This is a genomic window from Streptomyces xanthophaeus, from assembly GCF_000725805.1.
Classification (GTDB): Bacteria; Actinomycetota; Actinomycetes; order Streptomycetales; family Streptomycetaceae; genus Streptomyces; species Streptomyces xanthophaeus.
Window position 1 is genome coordinate 211,054 of record NZ_KL647133.1, and the last position, 23,408, is coordinate 234,461.

The following is a 23,408-nucleotide window of genomic DNA, read 5'->3' on the forward strand; positions in this document are numbered from 1 at the left end:
GCCTGCGTAAGGGGCCCCGTCAGCAGGTCTGTGCCGCTGCACAACCGCACCCCGGTCCCGGCTGGTCATCGGCAGCGATTCCGGTTCGGGCCGTGGACGGGCGCCGCCCCCCGGTGCTGGTCTGTGCGCCAGCACAACGCCCGGAGAGGGCTTGGCGGTAGGAGGGGATGTGGCCTCGCTTCAGGTGCGCGGGCTGTCCGTCGGCTACGGGCCGGTACGGGCACTGCGCGACGTGTCGCTGGACGTGCCGGAGGGCGCGGTGGCCGTCGTGCTCGGCGGCAACGGCGCGGGAAAGTCGACCTTGCTGCGTGCGGTGTCCCGGACGCTCGGGTTCCACCGGGGCGCGGTCACCGCCGGGAGCATCAGCTTCGACGGCCGGCCGCTGGACGGACTGGGTCCGGACCGGGCGGTGGCCGCGGGGGTGGTGCAAGTGCCCGAAGGGCGGCAGGTGTTCGCCCGGATGACGGTCGCGGACAACCTGCGGGCCGGAGCCCTCGGCTCCCGCGCCGGGTCCCGGGCCGACGTGGCCCGCTCGCTGGCCCGGGTCCACGAGCTGTTCCCGGTCCTGGCAGGGCGGGCCGGGCAGCGGGCCGGGCTGCTGTCCGGCGGCGAGCAGCAGATGCTCGCCCTCGGCCGGGCGCTGATGGCCCGCCCCCGGCTGCTGCTCCTGGACGAGCCCTCCCTGGGGCTGGCGCCGAAGATGGCCGCGGTCATCGCCGGGACGATCACCGAGATCAATGCCTCGGGGACCTCGGTGCTGCTGGTGGAGCAGAACGCGGCGCTCGCGCTCCGGCTGGCCTCGTACGCGTACGTCCTGGAGGTCGGGGAGGTCACCCTCGCGGGTCCGGCCGCCGAGCTGGCCGCCTCGGACGAGGTCCGCCGCCGCTACCTCGGCCTCACCGGCGAGGACGCCCCGGCCCCGGCGGCGCCCCGCCCCCTGGCCCGGTGGTCCGCATGACCGGCCCCAGCATCCCCGGCCCCTCCGGACCGGTCCGGCCGGGTCCCGGCCTGCCCGCCCCCGCCGCGCCCGCCCCCGGCGTCCCGCCGCTCACCGTCAGCGACGTCACCGTCCGCTTCGCCGGGCTGACCGCGCTCGACGGGGTCTCCTTCACCGTGGAGCCGGGCAGCGTGCACGCCGTCATCGGGCCCAACGGCGCGGGCAAGTCCACCTGCTTCAACGTGCTCTCCGGCGTCTACCGGGCCGCGTCCGGCAGCGTCCGCTTCGGCGACGCCGAACTCACCGGACTCGCCCCGCACGCCGTGGCGGCCCTCGGCATCGCCCGTACCTTCCAGAACCTCGCCCTGCCCCCGCACACCACGGTCGCCGACAGCCTGCTGCTCGGCCGCCACCGGCTGATGCGGTCCGGCTTCCTGGCCACCGGGCTGCGGCTGCCCGCCGCCACCCGCGAGGACCGCCGCCACCGGGAACGGGTCCGCGAGATCGCCGCCTTCGTCGGTCTGGAAGCCGACCTGGCCGCCCCCGCGGGCTCCCTCCCGTACGGCAAGCAGAAGCTCGTCGAGCTGGCCCGGGCCCTGTGCATGGAGCCCCGGCTGCTGCTCCTGGACGAACCGGTCGCCGGGATGACCGCCGACGAACGCAGGCGCACCGCCGCCGTCGTCGCGGGCGTCCGGGACGGCCTCGGCATATCGATCGTGCTGGTCGAACACGACATGGGGGTGGTGATGCGGCTCGCGGACGCGGTGACCGTACTCGACTTCGGCAGACGGATCGGCGGCGGAACCCCCGCCCAGGTGCAGAACGACCCCGCGGTCGTGCGCGCCTATCTGGGCGAGGAGGAACCGGCCGCGTGACCACCTTCCTGGAACTGCTGCTCGGCGGGCTCTCCATGGGCTCCGTCTACGCCCTGATCGCCCTCGGCTTCGTGGTCATCTTCAAGGCCACCGAGGTCGTCAACTTCGCGCACGCCTCCCTCCTGCTCGCCGGCGGGTACGTCACCGCCGTCCTCCACGACGACATCGGCTTCTGGCCCGCCCTGGCCGTCGGCATCGGCGCGGCCGCCGCCGTCGGTGCGGGCGTCGAGTTCCTGGTGATGCGCCGCTACCGGGGCCAGGACCACAGCGTCCTCGCCATCGTCACCATCGGCGTCGACATCCTGCTCACCACCGACCTCACCCGCCGCATCGGTACGGACGTCCTCGCACTCGGCGACCCGTGGGGCGACGCGGTGGTCCACCTGGGCCCGGTCACCCTCCCGCAGACCCGCATCGCCGCCTTCGCCGCAGCGGCCCTGATGATCAGCGCGTTCCTCCTGGTCTTCCGCTTCACGGCCTGGGGCGTGGCCATGCGCGCCGCCGCCGAGAAGCCCGAGACCGCCGCGCTGATGGGCGTCCGGCTCGGCCGGGTCTCCCTGGCCGCCTGGGCGGTCGCCGGAGCCCTGGCCGCCGTGGCCGCCCTCTTCCTCACCGTCTTCCCCACCCCAGGCCTGGAACGGGCCACGTCCCTGGCCGCCCTCAAGGCCTTTCCCGCGGCCATCCTCGGCGGCCTGGACTCCACCACCGGCGCCCTGGCGGGCGGCCTGATCGTGGGCGTCACCGAGGCCCTGGCCACCGGCTACCAGAGCCAGCTCGCCTTCCTCGGCCGCGGCATCGGCGACCTCGCCCCCTACCTGGTCATGGTCGTGGTGCTGCTGCTGCGTCCGGCGGGCCTCTTCGGCACCAAGGAGCTCGCCCGTGTCTGACGTGATCCCCGGGGCCGCGGCCGCCCCGACCGAGGCCGCCCCGGCGCTCCCGGGCACGGGCACAGGAACGGGCGGCGCGGGCCGCGGGCCGCGCCCCGGCCGGGTCCGGTACGCCCTCTGGGCCGCGGGCGGCGCCCTCCTGCTCGCCCTGCCCTTCTACCTCGACCGGTTCTGGCTCCAGGCCGGGCTCTTCGCCATCGCCGCCGGGATCGGGGCGATCGGGCTCAACCTGCTCACCGGCGCCACCGGACAGCTGTCCATGGGGCACGCCTTCTTCCTCGCCGTCGGCGCGTACGGGTACTGCGCGCTGGCCGGGGACGGCGGCCGCTCCGGCGGCCACGAGCTGGTCGGGCTGGGCCTGCCCAGCTGGCTCGCGGCCCTCCTCGCCGTCGCCCTCGCGGGAGCCGCCGGGGGACTGTTCAGCCCCATCGCCGGCCGACTGCGCGGCGCCTACCTCGGCATCGCCACCCTCGCGCTGATCTTCATCGGCCAGCACGTCCTGTTCAACGCCACCTCCCTCACCGGCGGCTTCAACGGCCGGGCCGTCGAACCCCTGTCCCTCCTCGGGATCACCTTCGACGACACCGAGACGGTCGTCGCAGCCGTCCCCTTCCAGTCCGCCGAGAAGCTCTGGTACGTGGCCCTCGGCGCACTCCTGGGCTGCGCCCTCTTCGCCCGCGGTGTCCTGCGCGGGCGCCCCGGACGCGCCCTGAACGCCATCCGCGACCACAACATCGCCGCCGGGGTGATGGGCGTTCCCGTGGCCCGCTACCGGGCCGCCGTCTTCGTCCTGTCGTCCATGTACGCGGGTCTGGCGGGGGTCCTGCTGGCCCTGGTCTTCCAGCGGACCGTGCCCGACTACTTCGGCATGGTCCTCGCCCTGGAGTACCTCGCCATGATCGTGATCGGCGGTCTCGGCACGGTCGCGGGCGCCGTCATCGGCGCCGCCTTCGTCTCCCTGCTGCCCCAGCTGCTCACCCGCTACAGCGACGCCCTCCCGCTCGTCTCCGCCCCCGGCACGGGCGGGGTCTCCCCGGGCGAGGCGTCCCGCTACCTGTACGGCGCGGCCGTCGTCGCGGTCGTCCTGTTCCTGCCCGGCGGGCTCGCCCGCATCCGTCCCTCCAAGCCCGCACGAACCCCGAAGGAGACAGCGTGAAGAGATCCCGCCCCGGCAAGGGAGCACGACTCGGTACGGCGGCCGCCTTGGCCGCGCTCGTCCTCACCGGCGCCGCCGGGTGCAGTTCCAAGGCGGGCGGCGGCAGCGAGGACAAGCAGTCCGAGGGGGGTGTCAAGACCGGCCCGGGGGTCACCGCGACCACCGTGCAGCTCGGCGCCCTGACCGACATGACCGGCGTCTACGCCTCGCTCGGCAAGAGCGTCACCCAGGCCCAGCAGCTCTGGGTCAAGCAGGCCAACGCCGCGGGAGGCGTCTGCGGGCGCCAGTACGAGCTGACGGTCCGCGACCACGGCTACGACCCGCAGAAGGCGCTGGCGGCCTACACCGAGCTGGAGCCCAAGGTCCTCGGCTTCGCGCAGTTCATCGGCTCCCCGTTCGTCGCCGCGGTCAAGGATCGCATCGACGGCCAGGACAAGGGCCTGGTCGTCCCGCAGGCCTGGTCCGCCTCCCTGCTGGGCAGCCCGTCCATCCGGACGATCGGGGCCACCTACGACATCGAGACGGTCAACGCCATCGGCTACCTCCTCGACGAGAAGCGCATCGCCTCTGGGGACAAGATCGGCCACGTGTACTTCGAGGGTGACTACGGCGAGAACGCCCTCGCCGGGGCCAAGCACGCGGCGAAGGAGGCCGGGCTCACGGTCGTGGAGCAGAAGATCAAGCCCACCGACAACGACATGTCCGCGCAGGTGGCCGCGCTCAAGCAGGCGGGGGTCAAGGCCGTCGTGATCAGTGCCGGACCGCGCCAGGCCGCCTCGCTGGTCGGCGTGGCCGCCGCGGGCGGCTGGAACGTCCCGGTGGTCGGCAACAACTCCGCGTACGCGCCCCAGCTGCTCGCCACCCCGGCGGGCGCGGCGCTCCAGAAGGACTACTACGTGGCCGCGTCCACCCTCCCGATCGGCTCCACGGCCGCGGCTCCGGCGGCCCTCGCCGCGGCCTACAAGGCGGAGTACCCGGGCGCGGACCTCGACAACGGCGTGGTGGCCGGGTACACGGCCGCCTCGGTCTACGGGGAGGCCCTGAAGAAGGCCTGCGCCGACAAGGACCTCACCCGTGCGGGCGTCGGCAAGGCCCTGCTGAGCCTGAAGGCGTACGACAGCGGCTTCGGGATCACGCACGACTTCTCCGACCCGAAGGCCCCCTCCACCCGGCAGAGCGTGATCATGAAGCCGGACGCGAAGACCCCGGGCGGCCTGACGGTGGTCAAGGAGGCCGCGGTCGCCGAGGCGGCGAAGAGCTTCACTCCGGCCGGCTGAGGCGTCCCCCGCCCGGACGGCGGGCGGGAACGACAAAGGGCCCCCGGATGCCATCGGCATCCGGGGGCCCTTTCGCGTACGTCTAGCGCAGCGAGGCGCGGGCCTCGCGGCGGTTGTGCCGGAAGGTGTTCGCCCGGCGGGTCGTCGCGAAGAGCGGGATGGTGGCCGCCAGCGCGATCTGGAGGGCACAGCCCGTCTGGAGCAGGGCCGCACCGCCCGGCGCGTCGAACGCCCACGCGGCCAGCAGACCCATCGCACCGACGATCCAGCTGAGCATCGCCACCGCGAGGACACCCCGCGGCTTGGGGTACTCAACCCGGCTCACCATCAGCCAGGCCACCCCGATGATCGCCAGCAGCGTCGGGACGAACGGCAGCTCCAGCAGCACGATCGAGACGACCGTCAGCGCGCCGAAGGGGCTCGGCATGCCCTGGAACATGCCGTCCTTCATCGTCACGCAGCTGAATCTGGCGAGTCTGAGCACCACGGCGAGCAGCACCACGATCGCGGCCAGCGCCGACATCTTCTGGTGCGCGTCGTCGGCGACCATGCCGTAGACGAGCACGAAGTACGCGGGAGCCAGGCCGAAGCTGATCAGGTCGGACAGGTTGTCCAGCTCGGCGCCCATCGGCGAGCTGCGCAGCTTGCGGGCCACGATGCCGTCGAAGAGGTCGAAGACCGCCGCGAGGAGCATCAGTATCACCGCGGTCGCCGCGCTGTGCCGGGCCATGCCCGACTCGCCGCTGCCGGTGAGGTGCGGGATGAGGATTCCGGTGGTGGTGAAGTACACCGCCATGAATCCGCAGGTCGCGTTACCGAGCGTGAGGGTGTCCGCTATCGACAGCCGCAGCGAGAGCGGCATGTCGTCCTCGGCGGACTCCTCCTCGACGGACTCGGGCACCCAGCCCTGCGACGGAGTCGAAGGAGTTTCGGGGTCAGTCACGGTCAATTCGGGTCACCCCCGCGGTGGTGGCCTGACCGACCTCGACCGCGACCTCGACGCCCTCGGGGAGGTAGATGTCGACGCGGGAGCCGAAGCGGATCAGACCGATGCGTTCGCCCTGCTCCACCTTGGTGCCGGCCGGCAGGTACGGGACGATGCGGCGTGCGACGGCGCCGGCGATCTGCACCATCTCGATGTCGCCGAGCTCGGTGTCGAAGTGCCAGACGACGCGCTCGTTGTTCTCGCTCTCCTTGTTGAACGCCGGGACGAACCCGCCGGGAACGTGTTCCACGGACGTCACCGTGCCCGCGAGGGGCGCGCGGTTGACGTGGACGTTCAGAGGGCTCATGAAGATCGCGACCCGGGTCCGCCCGTCCTTCCACGGCATGATGCTCTGCACCACACCGTCGGCGGGCGAGATGACACGGCCCTGAGCGATCTCACGCTCGGGGTCGCGGAAGAACCACAGCATGCCCGCCGCGAGCGCGGTGGCGGGCACGGCCGCCGCGGCCCAGCGCCCGGACTTGCGCGCCCGGGTGAGGCTGAGCGCCGCGGTGGCGACGGTCGGCAGAAGCCACGGCGATGCTCCGCGTGCGAGACGTCCGTTCAGGAAGCCGACGCGAGGTGCAGAGGTTTGGCTGTGGGGCATGGATGACCTTCGTAGCGGGTGATTGCCGCGCCGCAAACGGGGGGACGGGACGGCGGCTTTACTGGAATGCTATCGGTTGCACGCAACAACTGGGCAAGCCAGAAGCCGAGTCGATGGCCGTCGGCCAGTGACTGCCTGTGACCCGTTTGCGACGAACCCATGGATGATTCACCACAAAAGGTACTTTCAGCCCTGGAGGCGGTACTCCTCGAGCAGACGTCGCCCGATGATCATTTTCTGGATCTCGGCGGTACCTTCACCGATCAGCAGCATCGGGGCCTCCCGGTAGAGGCGCTCGATCTCGTACTCCTTCGAGAATCCGTATCCACCGTGGATGCGGAAGGCGTCCTCCACGACCTCCTTGCAGTACTCGGAGGCGAGGTACTTCGCCATCCCTGCTTCGAGGTCGTTTCGTTCCCCGGAGTCCTTTTTGCGTGCTGCATTGACCATCATCGCATGGGCGGCTTCGACCTTGGTAGCCATCTCGGCCAGCTTGAACTGAATGGCCTGGTGTTCGGCGATCGGCTTTCCGAAAGTGTGACGTTGCTGGGCATAAGAGACGCCCAGTTCGAAAGCACGCTGAGCGACGCCGCAGCCACGCGCCGCCACGTTGACGCGGCCGACCTCGACCCCGTCCATCATTTGGTAAAACCCGCGTCCGGTCGTGCCGCCGAGGACCCGATTGGCCGGAATGCGCAGTCCGTCCATGATGAGCTCGGTCGTGTCGACGCCCTTGTAGCCCATCTTGTCGATCTTGCCGGGGATGGTCAGACCCGGACGGACCTCACCGAAGCCCGGCTCCTTCTCCACGAGGAAGGTGGTCATCGACTTGTGGGGCGCCGTGCCCTCGGGGTGTCCTTCGTCACTTCGCACGAGGACCGCCACGAGGGTGGAGCTGCCGCCGTTCGTCAGCCACATCTTCTGGCCGTTCAGGACGTACTCGTCGCCGTCCTTCACCGCCTTGGAGGAGATGGCCGACACGTCCGAGCCCAGGGCCGGCTCGGACATCGAGAACGCGCCGCGCACCTCGCCCAGCGCCATGCGCGGCAGGAAGTGGTCCTTCTGCTCCTGCGTGCCGTGCTGCTTGAGCATGTACGCCACGATGAAGTGCGTGTTGATGATGCCCGAGACGGACATCCAGCCACGCGCTATCTCCTCGACGCACAGGGCGTAGGTGAGGAGCGACTCACCCAGGCCGCCGTACTCCTCCGGGATCATCAGGCCGAAGAGGCCGAGCTCCTTGAGGCCGTCGACGATGTCCTGCGGGTACTCGTCGCGGTGCTCCAGCTGGGTCGCGACCGGGATGATCTCCTTGTCGACGAACTCGCGGACGGTCTTGAGGATCTCCCGCTGGACGTCCGTGAGCCCGGCGGTCTGGGCGAGTCGGGCCATGGCTACTTCCCCTGTTCCTTCAGCGTGGGGCGGCCGGGCTGCTCGCCGCCGCGCTCCTTGATGTACGTCTCGGTCGGGACCATCACCTTGCGCCGGAAGACGCAGACGAGGGTGCCGTCCTGCTTGTAGCCCTTGGTCTCCACGTAGACGATGCCGCGGTCGTTCTTCGACTTCGACGGGGTCTTGTCGAGGACCGTGGTCTCGCCGTAGATGGTGTCGCCGTGGAAGGTCGGCGCCACGTGCCGCAGGGACTCGATCTCCAGGTTGGCGATGGCCTTCCCCGAGACGTCCGGCACGGACATGCCCAGCAGCAGCGAGTAGATGTAGTTGCCCACGACCACGTTCTTGCCGAAGTCGGTCGTGTTCTCGGCGTAGTTGCTGTCCATGTGGAGCGGGTGGTGGTTCATGGTCAGCAGACAGAAGAGGTGGTCGTCGTACTCGGTGACCGTCTTCCCGGGCCAGTGCTTGTAGACCGCGCCGACCTCGAACTCTTCGTACGTGCGTCCGAACTGCATGGTCCTAGGCCTCCGGGATCTCGAACTTGCTGGTGCGCTGCATGCCCGCGGCCCGGCCCTTGCCCGCGATGACCAGGGCCATCTTGCGGCTGGCCTCGTCGATCATCTCGTCGCCGAGCATCGCCGAGCCCTTCTTGCCGCCGGCCTCCGAGGTGCACCAGTCGTAGGCGTCCAGGATCAGCTCGGAGTGGTCGTAGTCCTCCTGCGAGGGGGAGAAGACCTCGTTGGCCGCGTCGACCTGGCCCGGGTGCAGCACCCACTTGCCGTCGAAGCCCAGCGCCGCCGCCCGGCCCGCCACCTCGCGGTAGGCGTCCACGTCGCGGATCTGGAGGAAGGGGCCGTCGATCGCCTGGAGGTTGTGGGTGCGGGCCGCCATCAGGATCCGCATCAGGATGTAGTGGTAGGCGTCCGCGCCGTAGCCGGGCGGCTGCATGCCCACGACCAGCGTCTTCATGTTGATGGAGGCCATGAAGTCGGCCGGGCCGAAGATGATCGTCTCCAGCCGCGGCGAGGCGGCGGCGATCTCGTCGACGTTCACCAGGCCCTTGGCGTTCTCGATCTGCGCCTCGATGCCGATCTTGCCGACCTCGAAGCCCATGGTCTTCTCGATCTGCGTGAGCAGCAGGTCCAGGGCCACGACCTGCTGGGCGTCCTGGACCTTCGGCAGCATGATGCAGTCGAGGTTCTGGCCGGCGCCCTCGACGACGGTGATGACGTCGCGGTAGGTCCAGTGCGTGGTCCAGTCGTTCACGCGCACGACCCGGGTCTTGCCCGTCCAGTCGCCGTTGTTCAGCGCGTCCACGATCGTGTGGCGGGCGCCTTCCTTGGCGAGTGGCGCGCAGGCGTCCTCCAGGTCGAGGAAGACCTGGTCGGCCGGCAGGCCCTGGGCCTTCTCCAGGAAGCGCGGGTTCGAGCCCGGAACCGCGAGGCAGGAGCGACGCGGGCGCAGCCGGTTCACGGGAGACGTGGGCGTGGTCATGCGGGGACCTCCAGAGGGTCGAGCTTGTTCGCTTTCCGGATCTCGTCGACGATACGGCCGATGATCTCCGTGATACCGAAGTCCTTGGGTGTGAAGACGGCGGCGACTCCGGCCGCCTTGAGCGCGATGGCGTCGGCGTTCGGAATGATGCCGCCGAGGACGACGGGGATGTCGCCCGCCCCCGCCGCGCGCAGCCGTTCCAGCACGTCCGGGACGAGGGCGCTGTGCGATCCGGACAGGATGGACAGTCCCACGCAGTGGACGTCCTCTGCCAGCGCGGCCGCGGATATCTCCTCCGGCGTCAGCCGGATGCCCTGGTAGACCACCTCGAAGCCCGCGTCACGGGCCCGCACGGCGATCTGTTCGGCTCCGTTGGAGTGGCCGTCCAGGCCGGGCTTGCCGACCAGCAGCCGCAGCCGCCCGGAGCCGAGGTCCTCGGCCGTACGGGAGACCTTCGCGCGGACGAGGGCCATCGGCGTGCCCTCCTCCGCGGTGACCGCCACGGGGGCCGAGGAGACCCCGGTCGGGGCCCGGAACTCGCCGAACACCTCGCGCAGGGCGCTCGCCCACTCGCCGGTGGTGACGCCGGCCCGGGCGCACTCCAGGGTGGCCTCCATCAGGTTCTCGGTACCGGCCGCCGCCTCCTTGAGGCGCTCCAGCGCCTGCTGGGTGGTGGGGAAGACGAACGGGTCGCCGTTGCCCTGCCGGTCCGAGGACTCCTGCCGCTCGGCGCGCCAGCGGCCGATGCGCTCCACGGTCACTGCCTCGGTCGCCGCGTCCACCGTCATGATGGCGCCGTCCAGGTCGGCGGTGAGCGGGTTCTCCTCGGTCTGCTGGAAGCAGTTGACCCCGACGATCTTGTCCTCGCCGGCCTCGATCCGGGCCCGCCGCTCGGCGTGCGAGGAGACCAGCTCGCCCTTGAGGTAACCGGACTCGACGGCGGCCATCGCGCCGCCCATCTCCTGGATCCGGTCGATCTCGGCGAGGCACTCGGTCACCAGGGACTCGACCTTGGCCTCGATCACGTGGGATCCCGCGAAGATGTCCTCGTACTCCAGCAGGTCGCTCTCGTGGGCGAGGACCTGCTGGATGCGCAGCGACCACTGCTGGTCCCAGGGCCGGGGCAGGCCCAGCGCCTCGTTCCAGGCCGGCAGCTGCACGGCGCGGGCGCGGGCGTCCTTGGAGAGGGTGACGGCCAGCATCTCCAGCACGATGCGCTGGACGTTGTTCTCCGGCTGGGCCTCGGTCAGGCCGAGGGAGTTGACCTGGACGCCGTAGCGGAAGCGGCGCTGCTTGTCGTTCTCGATGCCGTAGCGCTCACGGGTGACCTGGTCCCAGATGCGGCCGAAGGCGCGCATCTTGCACATCTCCTCGATGAAGCGGACACCCGCGTTCACGAAGAAGGAGATGCGGGCGACCACCTCTCCGAAGCGCTCCTCGGGCACCTGGCCCGAGTCGCGCACGGAGTCGAGGACGGCGATCGCGGTGGACATCGCGTACGAGATCTCCTGGACCGGGGTGGCCCCGGCCTCCTGCAGGTGGTAACTGCAGATGTTGATCGGGTTCCACTTCGGGATGTGGTTGACCGTGTACGCGATCATGTCCGTCGTCAGGCGGAGCGAGGGTCCCGGCGGGAAGACGTGCGTCCCGCGCGAGAGGTACTCCTTGACGATGTCGTTCTGCGTGGTGCCCTGGAGCTGGGAGATGTCCGCGCCCTGCTCCTCGGCAGCCACCTGATAGAGCGCCAGCAGCCACATGGCGGTGGCGTTGATCGTCATCGAGGTGTTCATCTGCTCCAGGGGTATGTCCTGGAACAGCCGCCGCATGTCGCCCAGATGGGAGACCGGGACCCCGACCCGGCCGACCTCGCCGCGGGCGAGGATGTGGTCGGGGTCGTAGCCGGTCTGGGTCGGCAGGTCGAAGGCGACCGACAGACCCGTCTGGCCCTTGGCGAGGTTGCGGCGGTACAGCTCGTTGGACGCCTCGGCCGTGGAGTGGCCGGCGTACGTCCGCATGAGCCACGGACGGTCCTTCTGGCGCTCTGTCATCTCAGGCTGTCCCTTTGGCCTTTGAGGCGTCTCAGACGTTGCGGAAGCGGTTGATGGCGTCGAGGTGCGTGGCGCGCATCTCGTGGTCGCGGACGCCGAGGCCCTCTTCGGGGGCGAGCGCGAGGACGCCGACCTTGCCCTGGTGGAGGTTGCGGTGGACGTCGTAGGCGGCCTGGCCGGTCTCTTCCAGGGAGTAGACCTTGGAGAGGGTGGGGTGGATCTTGCCCTTCGAGATCAGGCGGTTGGCCTCCCAGGCCTCGCGGTAGTTCGCGAAGTGCGAGCCGATGATCTTCTTGAGGGACATCCACAGGTAGCGGTTGTCGTACTCGTGCATGTAGCCCGAGGTCGAGGCGCAGGTGGTGATGGTGCCGCCCTTGCGGGTGACGTACACGGAGGCGCCGAAGGTCTCGCGGCCGGGGTGCTCGAAGACGATGTCGATGTCCTCGCCGCCGGTGAGCTCGCGGATGCGCTTGCCGAAGCGCTTCCACTCCTTCGGGTCCTGGGTGTGCTCGTCCTTCCAGAACTTGTAGCCCTCGGCGTTGCGGTCGATGACCGCGGTGGCGCCCATGGCTCGGCAGATGTCGGCCTTCTCCGGGGAGGAGACGACACAGATCGGGTTGGCGCCGCCGGCGAGGGCGAACTGGGTGGCGTACGAGCCGAGGCCGCCGCTGGCGCCCCAGATGAGGACGTTGTCGCCCTGCTTCATGCCGGCGCCGTTGCGGGAGACGAGCTGGCGGTAGGCGGTGGAGTTGACCAGGCCGGGGGAGGCGGCTTCCTCCCAGCTGAGGTGGCCGGGCTTGGGCATCAGCTGGTTGGACTTGACCAGGGCGATCTCGGCGAGACCGCCGAAGTTGGTCTCGAAGCCCCAGATGCGCTGCTCGGGGTCGAGCATGGTGTCGTTGTGGCCGTCGGAGGACTCCAGCTCGACCGAGAGGCAGTGCGCGACGACCTCGTCGCCCGGGTTCCAGGCGTTGACGCCGGGGCCGGTGCGCAGGACGACGCCCGCGAGGTCGGAGCCGATGACGTGGTACGGCAGGTCGTGGCGCTTGGTGAGCTCGGAGAGGCGCCCGTAGCGCTCCAGGAAGCTGAAGGTGGAGACCGGCTCGAAGATCGAGGTCCACACCGAGTTGTAGTTGACCGAGGAGGCCATGACGGCCACCAGGGCCTCGCCCGGGCCGAGCTCGGGGACGGGGACCTGGTCCAGGTGCAGGGACTTGCGCGGGTCCTTCTCGCGGGTGGTGAGCCCGGCGAACATCTCCGCCTCGTCCTTGTGCACGGTGATCGCGCGGTACGACTCGGGGAGCGGCAGGGCTGCGAAGTCTGCGGCAGTGGCGGACTGCGACTGAATCGCGTCCAGGATGTCCTTCACGGGAGAGCCTCCGGCTAGCGCTGATGAGGGTGCGCTGAGGTAAACGGGGGTGCGTGGTGCATGTGGTGTGTGGTGTGTGTGCCGTCGGTCCGGCTGGTGCGGTGGTGCTGGGCAGCCCGTGGTGGGGCGTGCGGTGCCTGGTGACGCAGGCAATCCGGGGCGCGTTCCGTGCCGGGTTGGGCGTGGGTCGCGGGGACATCCGGACGAGATTCAACGTATGGCACCCCGTGTCACTCAGCAAGGCACCGCGTGCCAAAACTTTCTCTCATTTGCCGATTGACCTGCACCGATGAGCGATGATCGATCAGAGTTACCGGCGAGTAGGGGCAAGCTGGACAAACGGAAACGGCCGCTCCCGGAACGGGAGCGGCCGCTGTGACGCGTGTCGCGTCGGGTGCTGCTACTTCTGCTTCAGTGCCTCTTCGATGGTCCGCATGACCTCGTCCAGCGGAGCGTCCGTACGGGCCACCGCGACCAGTACCTCACCCTGCGTACGGACGGCCGCCGGAGCGGCCGGCGCCGCGCTCAGGGTGCGGCCCGCGCCGATCCCCGTGCCGAAGGTCTTGCGCACGATCGAGAAGGCGTGGTCCAGCTGCGCCTCCACGTCCCCCTGCCCGCCCGCCCGCAGCCAGCGCCGCAGCACGTGGTTGTGGGCGGTCACCACCGCGGAGGCGGCCACCTCGGCCAGCAGCGGGTCGTCGTTGCCGTCGTGCGGCTCGTGCTCGTCGAAGTGGGCCAGCAGGTAGCGGGTGAACAGCCGCTCGTACCGGGCCACCGAGGCGATCTCCCGCTCCCGCAGCGCCGGTACCTCGCGGGTCAGCCGGTAGCGCTCCACCGACACCGCCGGAGAGGCGGCGTACATCTTCATGACTTCCTTGATCCCGCGGCACACCGTGTCGAGCGGGTGCTCGTGCGCCGGGGCCACGTCCAGCACCGCCTCGGCGCGGGTCAGGGTGTCGTCGTGGTCCGGGAAGATCGCCTCTTCCTTGGACCGGAAGTGCCGGAAGAACGTACGCCGCGCCACCCCGGCGGTCGCCGCGATCTCGTCGACCGTCGTCGCCTCGTACCCCTTGGTCGCGAACAGCTCCATGGCGGCCGCGGCGAGCTCTCGCCGCATCTTGAGCCGCTGTGCGGCCGCCCGGGTGCCGGCCGCGCTCTCCGGGGCGTCGGAGGCCGAGGAGGCGCGGGGTGAGGTCTTGGCGGGCTGGGACATAGAGCGAAAGTACTTCATTTGCGCAGGGGACCGCGCCTGCGGGGGGTGCAGGGGGGATGGATGCGGGGGAGAGCCCGCACTGGGCTCGGGAGGGTCAGTCCGCCGTGAGGGTCCGGCGGACCCGAGCAGCCCTCCCCACGCATCCGGCTCATGGGCCTGCCGGTCAGCGGGTGTCCCCTTACCGGCGGGCGTACTCACGGAATCCGCGGCCGGTCTTCCGGCCCAGGCAGCCCGCCGCCACCAGGTGCTCCAGCAGCGGGGAGGGGGCCAGGCCCGGGTCGCGGAACTCCTTGTGGAGGACCTTCTCGATGGCCAGTGAGACGTCGAGGCCGACCACGTCGAGCAGCTCGAACGGTCCCATCGGGTAGCCGCCGCCGAGCTTCATCGCCGCGTCGATGTCGTCGAGGCTCGCGTAGTGCTGCTCGACCATCTTCACGGCGTTGTTCAAGTACGGGAACAGCAGCGCGTTCACGATGAAGCCGGCCCGGTCACCGCAGTCCACCGGGTGCTTGCGCACCTTGAGGCAGACCTCGCGGACGGTGGCGTGCGCGGTGTCGGTGGTCAGCACCGTGCGGACCACCTCGACCAGCTTCATGGCCGGGGCCGGGTTGAAGAAGTGCATGCCGATCACGTCCTGCGGACGCGAGGTCACCCGGGCGACCGCGATCACCGGCAGCGAGGAGGTGGTCGTGGCCAGCACCGCGCCCGGCTTGCAGACCTTGTCCAGGGCCGCGAAGAGCTCCTGCTTGACCGCCAGGTCCTCGGCGACGGCCTCCACGGCCAGGTCCACCTCGGCGAAGGCGTCCAGCGAGCCGGCCGGGGTGATCCGCTCCAGGGTCGCGGCGGCCGCCTCCTCGGTCAGGCGGCCCTTGGACACCGCACGGCCCAAGGACTTCCCGATCGATGCCTTCGCGGCCTCGGCCTTCTCCTGGCTGCGGGCGGCCAGCACCACGGCGTACCCGGACTGCGCGAAGACCTGCGCGATCCCGCTCGCCATCGTGCCCGAACCGGCCACGCCGACCGAGCGGACGGGCAGTCCCCCGCCGACCCCGCTCCCCTCCAGCGGGGTCTGCGCGTCACGGACGACCGTGGAGCTGCCCGGAGCCTCGTACGTGTAGAACCCGCGCCCGGCCTTCTGCCCGGTCAGGCCCGCCTCGGCGAGCTGGCCCAGGATCGGGGCCGGAGCGTGCAGCCGATCGCCCGAGGAGGTGTACATGGCCTCCAGGACGGTCCGGGCGGTGTCCACGCCGATCAGGTCGAGCAGGGCCAGCGGGCCCATGGGCAGGCCGCAGCCGAGCCGCATCGCCGCGTCGATGTCCTCGCGGGAGGCGTACCGGGACTCGTACATCGCCGCGGCCTGGTTGAGGTAGCCGAAGAGGAGCCCGTCTGCGACGAAGCCGGGACGGTCGCCGACCGCGACCGGCTCCTTGCCGAGCGAGCGGGCCAGTTCGGTGACCGCTTCCACCGCGGGCGGGGCGGTGAGGACCGAGGAGACCACCTCGACCAGCTTCATCGCCGGGGCCGGGTTGAAGAAGTGAAGGCCCAGCACGCGCTCGGGGCGCTGGGACTCGGCGGCGAGACGGGTCACCGAGAGCGCGTTGGTGCCGGTCGCCAGGATGGCGTCGGGCCGCACGACCGCGTCGAGCTCGCGGAACACCTGCTGCTTGACCTCGTACGTCTCGGGCACGACCTCGATGACGAGGTCGGCGTCCGCAGCGGCGGTCAGGTCGCCGAAGGTGCGGAAGCGGGCGAGCACGTCGGCGCGCTCCTGCTCGCTGAGGCGCTCCTTGGTGACGGAACGGGCGGTGGCCGAGGCGAGGGCGGCCGTGGCCCGGCGGGCGGCGCTCTCGTCGATGTCGATGCCGATGACCTCGTGACCGGCCCGGGCGAGGACCTCGGCGATGCCGGAGCCCATCGTGCCGAGGCCGACGACGGCGATCGTGCGGAGCGTGGGGTGACTGGACGGACGGTCCATCGAGGGACTCCAGTGGAAGAGGGTGACGACTGAGGGGCGCGCGGCGCACGGCGCGCGCTGATGCCGTACGGAGAACCGTGCGGGAGGAGCCCAGGGGCGAAGGCCCGGAAGGGCGGGGACGGAGCGGCCCTGTCCCGGGGCCACGCCGTTCGGATACGAACCGACCGGCACGGGGCGGCTGCGTCACCAGGCCGCCCTCGTACGTGTTGAAGCGACAGTAACTCGCCGGTAACTGCTGCGCCAGAGCGCGGAGATGTGACCTGTACCGCCCAAATGTACCGATCATCGATCATCGATCATCAGGCCTCGTGATCCCGCTCCTCCCCGTACGGGAGAAGGCACCACGGCGGTCTCCGCGGCGCCCTAGGGTGGCCCGCGTGAACGACGTGCTGGAGCGCCTGCGTGCGGAAGCCATCGGTTCGGCGCAGTCCCCGGAGTACGAGCGGCTGCTCGCGGCCGGGCCGGACGCCCTCGCCGCCTCCCTGACCGAGTCCGGGCTGCCCCTGTGGGCCCGCGAACTGGCGGCGTACCGGCTGGGGCTGGCAGGGGACCGCCGGGCCTTCGAGTCCCTGGTGCTCCTCCTCAACCACCGGGACCCGCCCCGCTGCACGGCCGCCGCCGAGGCCCTGGCCGTCCTGGGCGACCCCCGCACCGCCCGCGCGGCCGCCGCCCTCGCCACCAACGGCCTGCGCACGGCCTACGCCCTCCAGCCGGTCCGGCTGCTCACCGCCCTGCGCGCCCCGGAATCGGCCCCGGCGCTGATCGCCACGCTGTCCCGGCTGCTGTCACCGCACGACCCGTACTGGCGGGTCGCACTCGCCTGCGTCGAGGGACTGGGCGCCCTCGGCGACCCGCGCGCCCGCGAGGTCCTCACCCGGGCCCAGTCGCACCCCCGGCTCGCGGTGGCGGCGACGGCCGCCCTGCGCGCGCTGGGCTGAGCGCGGCCGGACGGGGCTGAGCGCGGCCGGACGCGGCCGGACCGGGCCGGACTCAGCGGGCCTCGGGGACGACGGCGAAGGCCTCCACCTCCAGCAGGAGTTCGGGCCGGAACAGCGCCGCGACCTGGACCGCGGAGGACGCGGGGAGCCGGTCGGCGGGGATCACGGCGTCCCGGGCCTCCCGGACCGCCGGGAGGTGGGCGACGTCCGTGACGAAGTAGGTGAGCTTCACGACGTCGTCGAAGGTCGCCCCGGCCGCCGCCAGGCACCGGCGCAGGTTCTCGAACACCTGCCGGGCCTGGGCGGCCGGATCGCCGGCGCCCACGACCTCGCCCCGTTCGTCGAGGGCGCACTGCCCCGAGACCGCGACGAACCGCCCGGTGCCCCAGACGACGTGGCTGTAGCCGGTCCCGGGGCTCACGCCCTCCGGAGCGGCGATGCGGGTGAGGTGACTGTCCGTCGGCGTGGTCATGGGGACGATCTTGCCCCGGAAGGGTTCAGCCGCGGAAGCCCAGCAGCCCGTGCAGGGCCGCGCCGCCCGCCGAGGGGGTCACCGCCCGGGTGGCCGCGGCCGGCTTGGGGGCCGCCTGCGCCGGGCAGGTGGCGTCCGCGGCCTGCCCCGTCCGCAGGTAGGCCGCCACCTTCTCGTCCAGGCACTTGTTGCCGCTCAGCGCGATGCCGTGGTTGCCGCCGCCCTCCTCGACGACCAGAGCCGCGCCCTTGAGCTTGTCCCGCATGCTGAGCGCGCCCCCGAAGGGCGTCGCGGCGTCCTCCGTCGCCTGGAGCAGGAGGGCGGGCGGCAGGGCGTCGTTGGTCACGTCGGGGGCTTGCAGCGACTCGGTCGGCCAGAACGCGCACGGGGCGTTGTACCAGGCGTTGTTCCAGGTCATGAACGGGGCCTCGGCATGCGTGCGCCACATGTCGGCCCGCCACCTGTTCCAGTCCTTCGGCCAGGCCGAGTCCCGGCACTGCACCGCCGTGTACACGCTGTAGCCGTTGCCCGCGGAGGGCTCCACCGCGCCGAACCGCTCGTACGCGGCCACCAGCGGCTTGGGGTCCCCCTTCACGGCGTACGCGGAGAAGGCCTCCGCGAGGTTCGGCCAGTAGCCGTTGAAGTAGCCGCCCGGCATGTAGGTGTCCTCCAGCTCGGAGGGACCCACCTTCGCGCCCGCGGGGGTGCGGCGCAGGTCCTCGCGCATCGCGTACCAGCGCTCCTCGACCCGCGCCGGGTCCGTGCCCAGCCCGTACGTGGCGTCGTGCTGCGCCACCCAGGCCAGGAAGGCCTTGTGGCGGGCGTCGAAGGCGCGGTCCTGCGCGAGGTTGTCCTCGTACCAGACCCCGCCCGGGTCGACCACGGAGTCCAGGACGAGCCGCCGCACCTTGCCCGGGTGGAGCTTGGCGTACACCGCGCCCAGGTAGGTGCCGTACGAGTAGCCGAAGTAGCTGATCTGCTCGGCGCCCAGCGCGGTGCGCAGCACCTCCAGGTCGCGGGCGGCCGAGACGGTCCCGATGTGCGGGAGCACGTCCGCGTGCTTGTCCCGGCAGGACTCGGCGAAGGACCGCACCCGCTTCAGGTTGGCCCGTTCGGTGGCCGCGTCGCGGGGGACCGAGTCCGGCCGTACGGGGCTGAAGTGGCCGTTCCCGCAGTCGAGGGCCGGCTCGCTGCGGCCCACGCCCCGCGGGTCGAAGCCGATCACGTCGTACTGCGCGGCCACGTCCTTGGGCAGCGCGGAGGCGACGAACCCGGCGAGGCTGCGGCCGCTGCCGCCCGGGCCGCCGGGGTTGACCAGCAGCGGCCCCTGGGAGGTGGCGGCGGTGTGCCGGACCCGGGTGAGGGCCAGGGAGATCTGCCGCCCGGCGGGCAGGTCGTGGTCGAGCGGGACCTTGAGGGAGGCGCACTGCAGCGTCGGGTAGCGGGGGGTCGCGCAGTCCGTCCAGCGCAGGTCCGCCTTCGACGGCGCCGGTGCGGAGGGCGCCGGGGCGGCCGTGACGGGACTGGCCAGTGCGGCGGCGACGGTGGAGATCGCCAGCAGTACGGCGGCGCGCTTCTTCAAGGGGTGCAGCATGGGGCCTCCCAGCCGAGGGTTCTGGGCGGAATCGTCCCGGAAACCGAGGCCGGAAGGCGGTATTGGGGCCTGTAATGGCCCGATGTGATGAGTCCTCAGGGGCTGCCGGCGCTCACAGCAGGGTGAGCTGCACCGGCGCAGCGGCCGCGGCCTCCGCGGGCCGGTCCCCGTGCCGCCCGGGGGCAAGGTCGCGCCCGGTCTCCCGCCGGCCTCCGGGGCCGATGCCGAATGCGGCCGCCAGCTCGTGCACTTGGCGGGTGATCTGCCGCTGGTACCAGGTGGGCGCGTACGAGCCGCCCGCGTACATCCGCTCGTACCGCCCGACCAGGTGGGGGTGGTGCTCGCCCAGCCAGGACATGAACCACTCGCGCGCCCCGGGCCGCAGATGGAGTACCAGGGGTGTCACGGAGGTGGCCCCGGACGCGGCGACGGCGCGGACCGTCGCCCGCAGCTGCTCCGGGGAGTCGCCGAGGAAGGGGACGACGGGCGCCATCAGCACCCCGCACTCCAGGCCGGCGTCGGTCAGGGTCCGTACGGCGGCCAGCCGGGCGGCGGGGGAGGGGGTCCCGGGTTCGACGGTCCGCCACAGGGCGGTGTCCGTGAAGCCGACGGAGACGGAGATCCCGACCTCGGTGACCTCGGCGGCCTGCCGCAGGAGGGGGAGGTCGCGCAGGATCAGCGTGCCCTTGGTCAGGACGGAGAAGGGGTTGGCCCGGTCGCGCAGCGCCTCGATGATCCCGGGCATCAGCCGGTAGCGGCCCTCGGCGCGCTGGTAGCAGTCGACGTTGGTGCCCATGGCGACGTGCGCGCCGCTCCAGCGGGGCGCGGCGAGCTCGCGGCGCAGCACCTCGGGGGCGTTCGTCTTGACGACGATCTGCGAGTCGAAGCCGAGACCGGTGTCCAGGTCGAGGTAGCTGTGGGTGTTGCGGGCGAAACAGTAGACACAGGCGTGACTGCAGCCCCGGTAGGGGTTGACGGTCCACTCGAACGGCATGCGCGAGGCGCCCGGCACCCGGTTGAGGACCGAGCGCGCCCGCACCTCGTGGAAGGTGATCCCGCGGAACTCGGGCGTGTCGAACGTCCGCGTGACGACGGAGCCGGCCCCGAAGAGCGCGGCCGGACCCGCGGGCCGCTCGGTCAGATGGTCCCAGCGCATGGGCGCCTCCCTCGGTAGCTCTGCGCCGAGAATAGAACAAGTGTTCCCATGATCGTGCGGGCGGCCGCTTCCGCCCGCACCGTCCGGCCCGGATTTGGGCGCCCGGGCCGGAGGTGGTTGGCTTCGCCGTGACGAGCGAGGACAACTGCGGGAGGAACAGCTATGGCGCAGGTCGAGGCCACCACGGAGCGGATCATCGCGGCCGACGCGGAGACCGTGTTCGACGCGCTGGCGGACTACGCCGGGACCCGGGGCAAGCTGCTGCCCGAGCACTTCAGCGAGTACGAGGTGCGCGAGGGCGGCGACGGCGAGGGCACCCTCGTCCACTGGAAGCTCCAGGCCACCAGCAAGCGCGTGCGCGACTGCCTGCTGGAGGTCACCGAGCCCACCGACGGACAGCTGGTGGAGAAGGACCGCAACTCCACCATGGTCACCACCTGGGTGGTCACCCCCGCCGGCGAGAGCAGGTCCAAGGTCGTCGTCACCAGCGTGTGGAACGGCGCCGGAGGCATCGGAGGCTTCTTCGAGCGCACCTTCGCGCCCAAGGGCCTCGGCCGGATCTACGACACCCTGCTGGCCAATCTGGCGGGCGAAGTCGAGGGCTGAGACCGGGCGTTGCCGGCCGGCTGACCGGTGGTGCCCGCGCGGGACGCGGGGGCTCACCGGTTCGGGTGGATTTCCCGGCGGCGCACCGGCCGCCGGCAGCCGGGCGTGGCCCCGGGCCGTACGGGCCCCCGGCGGCTAGGGTGGGGCCCCTGCGCGCGGCGTCCGCGCCGCGTGCGGCCGTCCGTGCCCGGACCGTGTGCCCGGACCGCGTGCAACCGACCGCCCGGGGGCCCGATGAAGATCCTCATCTCCGCCGACATGGAAGGCGCCACCGGCGTCACCTGGCCCGCCGACGTGCTGCCCGGGACACCCCAGTGGGAACGCTGCCGGTCGATGTTCACCTCCGACGTCAACGCCGCCGTCCTCGGCTTCTACGACGGGGGCGCCGACCAGGTCCTCGTCAACGAGGCCCACTGGACCATGCGCAACCTGCTGCTGGAGCGGCTCGACGCACGCGTCGAGATGATCACCGGCCGCCACAAGTCCCTGTCCATGGTCGAAGGCGTCCAGCACGGGGACGTGGACGGCGTCGCCTTCGTCGGCTACCACACCGGGGCCGGCACCGAAGGGGTCCTCGCCCACACCTACCTCGCCAACTCCATCACCGGCGTCTGGGTCAACGGGGTCCGCGCCAGCGAGGGCCTGCTCAACGCCCACGTCGTCGCCGAGTACGGGGTCCCCGTCGTGCTGGTCACCGGCGACGACCTGACCTGCGTCGACGCCGCGGGCTACGCCCCGGACGCCGTCACCGTCGCCGTCAAGGACCACGTCTCGCGGTACGCCGCCGTCTGCCGCACCCCGGCCCGCACCGCCGCCGACATCCGCGCCGCCGCCAAGGAGGCCACGGCCCTCGCGGTCCGCCGCGAACCGGTCCTCGGCGGACCCTTCGCCGTGGAGCTGGAGTTCGACGCCGAGCACCTGGCGATGGCCGCCACCGTGGTCCCGGGCGTGCACAGGTCCGGCGAACGCCGTGTTTCGTACAGCAGCGAGACGATGTACGAGGGGATCCGGACCTTCAAGGCGGTCACGACGGTCGTCTCGGCCGCCGTGGAGGAGCAGTATGGCTGACATGCCCGCAATCACCGCCGAGGCCCCGGCAGGAGCCGTGGACGAGACCGCGCTCGACGAGGCCGTCGGGTTCACCTCGGACCTCATCCGCATCGACACCACCAACCGGGGCGGCGGCGACTGCCGCGAGCGCCCCGCCGCCGAGTACGTCGCCGAGCGCCTGGCCGCCGCCGGACTGGAGCCGGCCTTGCTGGAGCGCTCCCCGGGCCGCACCAACGTCGTCGCCCGCGTCGAGGGCACCGACCGCGGGGCCGAGGCCCTCCTCGTCCACGGCCACCTCGACGTGGTCCCGGCCGAGGCCGCCGACTGGAGCGTCGACCCCTTCTCCGGCGAGGTCCGCGACGGCGTGGTGTGGGGCCGCGGCGCCGTCGACATGAAGAACATGGACGCGATGGTGCTGGCCGTCGTACGGGCCTGGGCGCGGGCCGGGATCAAGCCGCGCCGGGACGTCGTGATCGCCTACACCGCCGACGAGGAGGACAGCGCCGTCGACGGCTCCGGCTTCCTCGCCGACCGCCACGCGCACCTCTTCGAGGGCTGCACGGAGGGGATCAGCGAGTCCGGCGCCTTCACCCTGCACACCGGCGCCGGACCCGCCCTCTACCCGATCGCCGCCGGTGAACGCGGCACGGCCTGGCTGAAGCTGACCGCGCACGGCACCGCGGGCCACGGCTCCAAGCCCAACCGGGCCAACGCCGTGAGCCGGCTCGCCGCCGCCGTCGCCCGCATCGGCGCCCACGAGTGGCCCGTCCGCCTCACCGCCACCGTCACCGCCTGCATCACCGAACTCGCCGCCCTCCAGGGCCTGTCCGTGGACCCGCGCAGCCCCGATTTCGACCTCGACGCAGTCCTCGCCGGGCTCGGTCCGGCCGCCGGCCTGGTGCAGGCCACCGTCCGCAACAGTGCCAACCCGACCATGCTGAAGGCCGGTTACAAGCTCAACGTCGTCCCCGGCGAGGCCACCGGCTACGTGGACGGCCGGATGCTGCCGGGCGGCGAGGCCGAGTTCATCGCCACCCTCGACACCCTCACCGGCCCCGACGTGCGCTGGGAGTTCGCGCACCGCGAGGTGGCCCTCGAAGCCCCGGTGGACGGGCGGACCTTCGGGATCCTGCGCGAATCCGTCGAACGCTTCGACCCCGACGGCCGCGTGGTGCCCTTCTGCATGGCCGGCGGCACCGACGCCAAGCAGTTCTCCCGCCTCGGCATCACCGGCTACGGCTTCTCCCCCCTGAAGCTCCCTCCCGGCTTCGACTACTGGTCCCTCTTCCACGGGGTGGACGAGCGCGTCCCCGTCGAAGCCCTGCACTTCGGCGTCCGGGTCCTCGACCACGCGCTGCGGACTCTGTGAGGGGAACC

Annotated in this window: 21 protein-coding genes; 9 read left to right on the plus strand and 12 right to left on the minus strand. The window is 71.6% G+C overall.

The genetic code is table 11. From position 1 onward, the window contains the following. The first annotated feature begins 169 nt into the window (after nucleotides 1-169). From IO30_RS0133505 to IO30_RS0133525, 5 genes are read left to right on the plus strand one after another with little or no spacing between them, the layout of a single operon-like run. Entirely contained in the window at nucleotides 170-958 is a 789-nt protein-coding gene (locus IO30_RS0133505; RefSeq protein ID WP_031149382.1) for an ABC transporter ATP-binding protein, read from the plus strand. Then, a complete protein-coding gene (locus tag IO30_RS0133510; protein WP_078904895.1) occupies nucleotides 955-1,812 on the plus strand; it encodes an ABC transporter ATP-binding protein in 858 nt (285 codons plus the stop codon). The genes IO30_RS0133505 and IO30_RS0133510 overlap by 4 nt, the downstream gene beginning before the upstream one ends. Further along, entirely contained in the window at nucleotides 1,809-2,699 is an 891-nt protein-coding gene (locus tag IO30_RS0133515; protein WP_031149386.1) for a branched-chain amino acid ABC transporter permease, read from the plus strand. The genes IO30_RS0133510 and IO30_RS0133515 overlap by 4 nt, the downstream gene beginning before the upstream one ends. Next, nucleotides 2,692-3,855 (plus strand): branched-chain amino acid ABC transporter permease, encoded by a 1,164-nt coding sequence (locus tag IO30_RS0133520; protein ID WP_051902762.1) that lies wholly within the window; start codon nucleotides 2,692-2,694, stop codon nucleotides 3,853-3,855. Before IO30_RS0133515 ends, IO30_RS0133520 begins: the two co-directional genes overlap by 8 nt. Further along, nucleotides 3,852-5,132, plus strand: a complete 1,281-nt coding sequence (locus IO30_RS0133525; RefSeq protein WP_078903923.1) for an ABC transporter substrate-binding protein — start codon at nucleotides 3,852-3,854, stop codon at nucleotides 5,130-5,132. Before IO30_RS0133520 ends, IO30_RS0133525 begins: the two co-directional genes overlap by 4 nt. Nucleotides 5,133-5,214: 82 nt before the next feature. On the opposite strand, the gene pssA is transcribed toward IO30_RS0133525, so the two are convergent. The 9 genes from pssA to IO30_RS0133570 all read right to left on the minus strand — a co-directional run bounded on the left by pssA (nucleotide 5,215) and on the right by IO30_RS0133570 (nucleotide 16,215). Next, nucleotides 5,215-5,994, minus strand: coding sequence for a CDP-diacylglycerol--serine O-phosphatidyltransferase (pssA, locus tag IO30_RS0133530; RefSeq protein WP_373316518.1), 780 nt, complete (start codon nucleotides 5,992-5,994; stop codon nucleotides 5,215-5,217). Nucleotides 5,995-6,067: 73 nt separating this feature from the next. After that, entirely contained in the window at nucleotides 6,068-6,724 is a 657-nt protein-coding gene (locus IO30_RS0133535) for a phosphatidylserine decarboxylase (RefSeq protein ID WP_031149394.1), read from the minus strand. 186 nt (nucleotides 6,725-6,910) lie between these two features. Then, a complete protein-coding gene (locus tag IO30_RS0133540; RefSeq protein ID WP_031149398.1) occupies nucleotides 6,911-8,116 on the minus strand; it encodes an acyl-CoA dehydrogenase family protein in 1,206 nt (401 codons plus the stop codon). Between the two features lie 2 nt (nucleotides 8,117-8,118). Continuing rightward, nucleotides 8,119-8,631 (minus strand): MaoC family dehydratase, encoded by a 513-nt coding sequence (locus IO30_RS0133545; protein WP_030010163.1) that lies wholly within the window; start codon nucleotides 8,629-8,631, stop codon nucleotides 8,119-8,121. A gap of 4 nt (nucleotides 8,632-8,635) precedes the next feature. Then, a complete protein-coding gene (locus IO30_RS0133550) occupies nucleotides 8,636-9,610 on the minus strand; it encodes an HpcH/HpaI aldolase/citrate lyase family protein (protein ID WP_031149401.1) in 975 nt (324 codons plus the stop codon). Continuing rightward, nucleotides 9,607-11,658, minus strand: a complete 2,052-nt coding sequence (locus IO30_RS0133555) for a protein meaA (protein ID WP_031149403.1) — start codon at nucleotides 11,656-11,658, stop codon at nucleotides 9,607-9,609. The genes IO30_RS0133550 and IO30_RS0133555 overlap by 4 nt, the downstream gene beginning before the upstream one ends. Nucleotides 11,659-11,689: 31 nt before the next feature. After that, the gene (gene ccrA / locus IO30_RS0133560) at nucleotides 11,690-13,027 is read right to left on the minus strand and encodes a crotonyl-CoA carboxylase/reductase (RefSeq protein ID WP_031149404.1); all 1,338 of its coding nucleotides are present in this window, start codon (nucleotides 13,025-13,027) and stop codon (nucleotides 11,690-11,692) included. A gap of 400 nt (nucleotides 13,028-13,427) precedes the next feature. Next, nucleotides 13,428-14,240, minus strand: a complete 813-nt coding sequence (locus tag IO30_RS0133565) for a TetR family transcriptional regulator (RefSeq protein ID WP_031149406.1) — start codon at nucleotides 14,238-14,240, stop codon at nucleotides 13,428-13,430. Nucleotides 14,241-14,418: 178 nt separating this feature from the next. Further along, a complete protein-coding gene (locus IO30_RS0133570; protein ID WP_031149407.1) occupies nucleotides 14,419-16,215 on the minus strand; it encodes a 3-hydroxyacyl-CoA dehydrogenase family protein in 1,797 nt (598 codons plus the stop codon). 377 nt (nucleotides 16,216-16,592) lie between these two features. Between IO30_RS0133570 and IO30_RS0133575 the strand changes: the two genes are divergently transcribed. Then, nucleotides 16,593-17,153 (plus strand): HEAT repeat domain-containing protein, encoded by a 561-nt coding sequence (locus tag IO30_RS0133575; protein WP_031149409.1) that lies wholly within the window; start codon nucleotides 16,593-16,595, stop codon nucleotides 17,151-17,153. A gap of 52 nt (nucleotides 17,154-17,205) precedes the next feature. Here IO30_RS0133575 and IO30_RS0133580 read toward each other — a convergent pair whose 3' ends face one another. The 3 genes from IO30_RS0133580 to IO30_RS0133590 form a co-directional block, all read right to left on the minus strand. Next, on the minus strand, nucleotides 17,206-17,625 hold the full coding sequence (locus IO30_RS0133580) for a RidA family protein (protein WP_031149411.1): 420 nt from the start codon (nucleotides 17,623-17,625) through the stop codon (nucleotides 17,206-17,208). Between the two features lie 25 nt (nucleotides 17,626-17,650). Further along, nucleotides 17,651-19,219: an alpha/beta hydrolase gene (locus IO30_RS0133585; RefSeq protein ID WP_031149413.1), complete on the minus strand. Its 1,569-nt coding sequence runs from the start codon at nucleotides 19,217-19,219 to the stop codon at nucleotides 17,651-17,653. 112 nt (nucleotides 19,220-19,331) lie between these two features. Next, on the minus strand, nucleotides 19,332-20,375 hold the full coding sequence (locus IO30_RS0133590; protein WP_031149415.1) for an Rv2578c family radical SAM protein: 1,044 nt from the start codon (nucleotides 20,373-20,375) through the stop codon (nucleotides 19,332-19,334). Nucleotides 20,376-20,537: 162 nt separating this feature from the next. Between IO30_RS0133590 and IO30_RS0133595 the strand changes: the two genes are divergently transcribed. The 3 genes from IO30_RS0133595 (at nucleotide 20,538) to IO30_RS0133605 (ending at nucleotide 23,400) form a co-directional block, all read left to right on the plus strand. Beyond that, complete coding sequence (locus IO30_RS0133595) at nucleotides 20,538-20,981, plus strand: SRPBCC family protein (protein ID WP_031149417.1); 444 nt, start codon at nucleotides 20,538-20,540, stop codon at nucleotides 20,979-20,981. A gap of 234 nt (nucleotides 20,982-21,215) precedes the next feature. Continuing rightward, nucleotides 21,216-22,049, plus strand: coding sequence for a M55 family metallopeptidase (locus IO30_RS0133600; protein ID WP_031149419.1), 834 nt, complete (start codon nucleotides 21,216-21,218; stop codon nucleotides 22,047-22,049). After that, the gene (locus IO30_RS0133605; RefSeq protein ID WP_031149421.1) at nucleotides 22,042-23,400 is read left to right on the plus strand and encodes a M20/M25/M40 family metallo-hydrolase; all 1,359 of its coding nucleotides are present in this window, start codon (nucleotides 22,042-22,044) and stop codon (nucleotides 23,398-23,400) included. The genes IO30_RS0133600 and IO30_RS0133605 overlap by 8 nt, the downstream gene beginning before the upstream one ends. Nucleotides 23,401-23,408: the final 8 nt, after the last annotated feature.